Annotated in this window: 3 protein-coding genes and 2 pseudogenes; all 5 read right to left on the reverse strand. The window is 60.3% G+C overall.

The features are described 5' to 3' along the window. Window positions 1-111 precede the first annotated feature (111 nt). Window positions 112-342: a TniQ family protein gene (locus EN807_RS37750; protein WP_189522657.1), complete on the reverse strand. Its 231-nt coding sequence runs from the start codon at window positions 340-342 to the stop codon at window positions 112-114. Further along, a pseudogene (locus EN807_RS37755) lies at window positions 339-1,219 on the reverse strand (TniB family NTP-binding protein). The gene EN807_RS37750 and the pseudogene EN807_RS37755 overlap by 4 nt, the downstream one beginning before the upstream one ends. After that, window positions 1,195-1,965 carry a Mu transposase C-terminal domain-containing protein gene (locus EN807_RS32170; RefSeq protein ID WP_246684493.1) on the reverse strand — a complete coding sequence of 257 codons (771 nt, stop codon included), beginning with the start codon at window positions 1,963-1,965 and terminating at the stop codon, window positions 1,195-1,197. Before EN807_RS32170 ends, EN807_RS37755 begins: the two are co-directional and overlap by 25 nt. Window positions 1,966-2,400: 435 nt before the next feature. After that, on the reverse strand, window positions 2,401-3,165 hold the full coding sequence (locus tag EN807_RS32175) for an isoprenylcysteine carboxylmethyltransferase family protein (RefSeq protein ID WP_128178317.1): 765 nt from the start codon (window positions 3,163-3,165) through the stop codon (window positions 2,401-2,403). Between the two features lie 383 nt (window positions 3,166-3,548). Then, a pseudogene (locus EN807_RS32180) lies at window positions 3,549-3,709 on the reverse strand (IS630 family transposase); the annotation flags it as partial.

Raw genomic sequence — 3,709 nt, forward strand, 5'->3', positions numbered from 1 at the left:
CATCAGCATCGATACTGCGCATGTTCGCAGCGCCGGTTCCAATTCCGCGCGCAACTTCGAGCTCGTTGTGGCCCGATGCGGCCGCGGCGGGCGGGGCGAAGGCGGCGGTCGCTATTTCGTGACCGGCGCGGCGAACATGTTCGAGAGACGGCGCGCCTGATCGTCGGTCAGATGAAGGTCCGGGGCGCGCAATGACGAAGCTGCTGGCAGGCAATGGCGGAGCATGATGATTGGCGGCATGCTGTAGAATGCAGCATGACGGCTGATCCAGGATGACAGAAGCTCGCCGGCGACGGGCGGCAAACTTACGGGCAACTGCCGTGGCGTCGCTTCCCGCATCATGCGAAGGCCGCTTCCGAATTGAACTCCGGCGCCCAATTCTCAACTGCCTCGTCGGTGATACGCTCGCCACCGCTCTTGATGGCGTCAATGGCGAGATTGTTGATCATGTGAAAGATGTTGGACGTGATGCCTTCGGTGATCTGGAGCATTCGGCGCAACGATTTCGCGGTGAGCACGGATGGCTTTTCAAGCGGCGTGTTGCGAAGGATCGACGCTACGAGATTTTCGAATTGTTCGTTTGCTGCCCATCGGCTCAAGGTGAACTGCTCGAACCGGCGCGCCAACTGGACGTCGCCGTTGATCGCCTCTCGCGCCTCGTTGACTCCGAAGCAGACGAGCGAAATCTGCAGACGGTTGCTGAGGAAGCCCAGCGGTTCAGCACAATCCGCTGCTCGCGGTAGGACCCGGCGAGGATATTGTGCACCTAGTCGATGACCAGGACCTGCACGCCAATAGCCTCCATGATCCGCAGTGCAGCTTGCTCCATTTGGGCGATGTCGGCGCGTGGCCGTTGCGGTGCTCCGAGCAGGGTAAGCGGTTCGGCGTAGAACCGCCGTTCTCCGGGCCGGCTGGTCATCTCCATGGCGAGAACCGATGTTCTCAAAGTGCCGGTCATCGGACTGAAGCTTGGCGGGTGTTCGTCCCTGAATTTCTTCATGATCATGGTTTTGCCCATACCGCTGTCGCCATAAATTGCGACCGAAGGCATGCGCGTGCCGCGCGGATGATCGAGGAGCCGGCTCAAACGATCAAGGGCCTGCTTGGCTCGCGGATAGAGAACCCATCGACGCGATCGTATCGCCCGAATGCGCCGCTCATCGCTTTCGGCGAGAAGCGCCGCGGCGGCGGGTGTCAGGTGGGAGATTTCATCATCCATGTCAGTTCAATCCGTATCCTCGACAAAGGGTACGGGTTTGCTGGAATCGACTCCGCGAAGCGAGCCCCATCCGCCATCATCCACCTTGGATTTCGGACGATCGGTCTTCCCGCGCCGGACCGCAGCCGTTTTTTTACCGCGTCGTCGACGAGTTCACGCTGCGCCATGACGGTCCGCATGATTGTGCGCATGTTGACCTCGCTCCGCCCTTTTTCCAGCAACGTGCGTCGAGCGGTCATTACCTCCCGAAGGGTCACGGCCGGCAAGGTCACATCGGCATAGCGTGCTTCCACGAAGCTGCCGGATGGCCGCCTTACGAAGATGCGCGACAAGTCACGCGGATCATACTTGACGAGAAGCCGCCGCCCGGTTCGGCCGACATCGGCGGTGAGCGCCGGCGACCAGTACCGCAACTTGAAGAGATGGATGCCATCCGGCCGCAATGTGCGCTCTTGTTCGGGCAAGAACGCCAGCCAGAACCGCATCCGATCCTGCGGCAGTCGAAGCGGGATTTCGCCCTCGTGCTCCCGCCAGACCGCGATCGGCGGCCGGCCAAGGCTGCTATGGATCGATTGGTGGTAGGATCCCACGATGTCGAGGGCGATGTAGCGCTCGAGTTCGCGCAGCGTGAGTGCGGAATGCCGCTTTGAATCGTATTCGCGTTCCTCCGTTGCTGAACGTCGTCCCGGGCAGCAGGTGCAGCGACCCCATTTGCGTTCCGATAAGGCGCTCGATGTGGCCGCCAAAATGTGGCTCGCCTGGCGGGCGCCAATCGATTGCGATGCCTGCGTCCTGGCACCCTCGCTTGAAGGCCCGGCTGCGAAAGTCGGCGCCGTTGTCCACGTGCAGCGTTTCCGGCAGGCCAGCGACGGGCCACGGTTCGACGATCTCCCGCTCCCTCAGCCATGCGGATTTGTCGAATATCGAATGCAGCAGGCAGAGGCTGGTCGATAACCTGGAGGGCGTGTTACGCCGCTGGGCGACGGGCCCGGCGGTCCCTTTCCCCTAAGGACTAAAGCTTTCGGCTGCTTTGCGGAGAGCTTACGGATCGGTAAGCACACGTTGCCGCGGAGTCCAAGCCCGGCGATTTCCGCTTCGGAAAAGCCTATGAATGACCGGACAGGCGCAATGGGGCGACGCACGCGTCAGCCGCGCGCCACTCCTAAACGCGGCATCAACGCCTACTCACGCCCCGGGACCGAGAGAAGGTTTGTCCGCTTCTTCAGGATCATGAGCATCGCATAGACCATGATGCCGGTCAGAAACAGATATATCCAGACATGGTCCTCCACCACCCATTCGCTCCAGCCTTGCCGTTCGATGCCGAGGTCGAGGATCGCCTCGAGGCAGAAATAGGCTGCGGCGATGGCCAGCGCGCCGTGATACTCACGGCGGAGGACCGTCCTCAGGGAAAAGGAAAGATCTGCGGATTTCCAGAGCGACACATTCGGAATGAAGGCCGGCGTCCGCGCGCTCCACTCGTCGTAGCTTTGCCCGAACTTAGCGCTCAGAAACTCTTCCTCGGTCCAGATGATGCGTTCGATATAAAGCCAATACGCAAGCAAAAACACTGCGACCAGCCACCACACCATCAGAGACATGGCGATGCCGAGCATCGCCAGAAAATTCCCAAGATATAGCGGGTTGCGGACGATTGAGTAAATGCCGGTGGTGTTCAGAACATCGGCTCTCAGGCGCTTCGTGCCGCGCCCGGAAGTGCCGGCGGGGATAAAGCCGATCGAGAGGCAGCGAACCAGTAGGCCCAAATAGGAAACCGCGATGCAGAAATAGACCCACACATGGGTAAGAGCCGCGCCCATATACTGCTCCACCTGAACGGTTTGGAACAGGGCCGGGATCGCAAAGCCCAACAGGAGGAGGGGCAAATAGCTGCGCCACCGAAAGAGGAAAGCACCGTCACGACCGAAGCGGTCTCTAAGTTTCATCGAAAGCCCTCATGAACGCAGGTGAAAATCAAAGTTCCGGCGCGACACGGAATTCATAGAGCTGTGGTTTTTTTGGGGTCGATGGATCGCCGGGCCCTAACTCGTGGGCAGGCAAACCGCTGCGGCGCTTGTGAAGCGCAAGATTACCTGAACGCGGGCTGATCGCGCGTGCTTTAGGCGCGTCCAGCTCGCGGGAGAGCGAGGATCTTACATCGGAGCCCCGCACCACCATGGAAAGCCGCTGCTCCACGCTCTCAGAACCGCAAATAGGTCGAGTCCGGGTGAGAGCGAGCGATCGCTAATTGAGGAGCGAGCGGAATGACCGGTATTGGCGCATTGTGCCGTTTCGGAACGGATGTTCAGGGGCCTAGAGCACGTCCTGTTTAATCCGGTTCATATCCTGCGGCTTTGAAGTAATTGGCACATTCGGCTGGGGTGAAGAGGTCGACGACCGCGCCGACCACGTCCCACAGAGCCTTGATGGTTCTCTCGGCCTTTGCTCGCAGCAGCGCCTTGAGTTTGGCGAAGGCGTTCTCAATCGGAT

Origin of the sequence: Mesorhizobium sp. M5C.F.Ca.ET.164.01.1.1 (genome assembly GCF_004792125.1) — a bacterium.
In the GTDB taxonomy this organism is placed as follows: Bacteria; Pseudomonadota; Alphaproteobacteria; order Rhizobiales; family Rhizobiaceae; genus Mesorhizobium; species Mesorhizobium wenxiniae.

Excerpts from the sequence above, each read along its gene's own strand:
- EN807_RS37750 (WP_189522657.1), bottom strand. The coding sequence starts at position 342 with ATGATGCGGGAAGCGACGCCACGGCAGTTGCCCGTAAGTTTGCCGCCC.
- EN807_RS32175 (WP_128178317.1), bottom strand. The coding sequence starts at position 3,165 with ATGAAACTTAGAGACCGCTTCGGTCGTGACGGTGCTTTCCTCTTTCGG.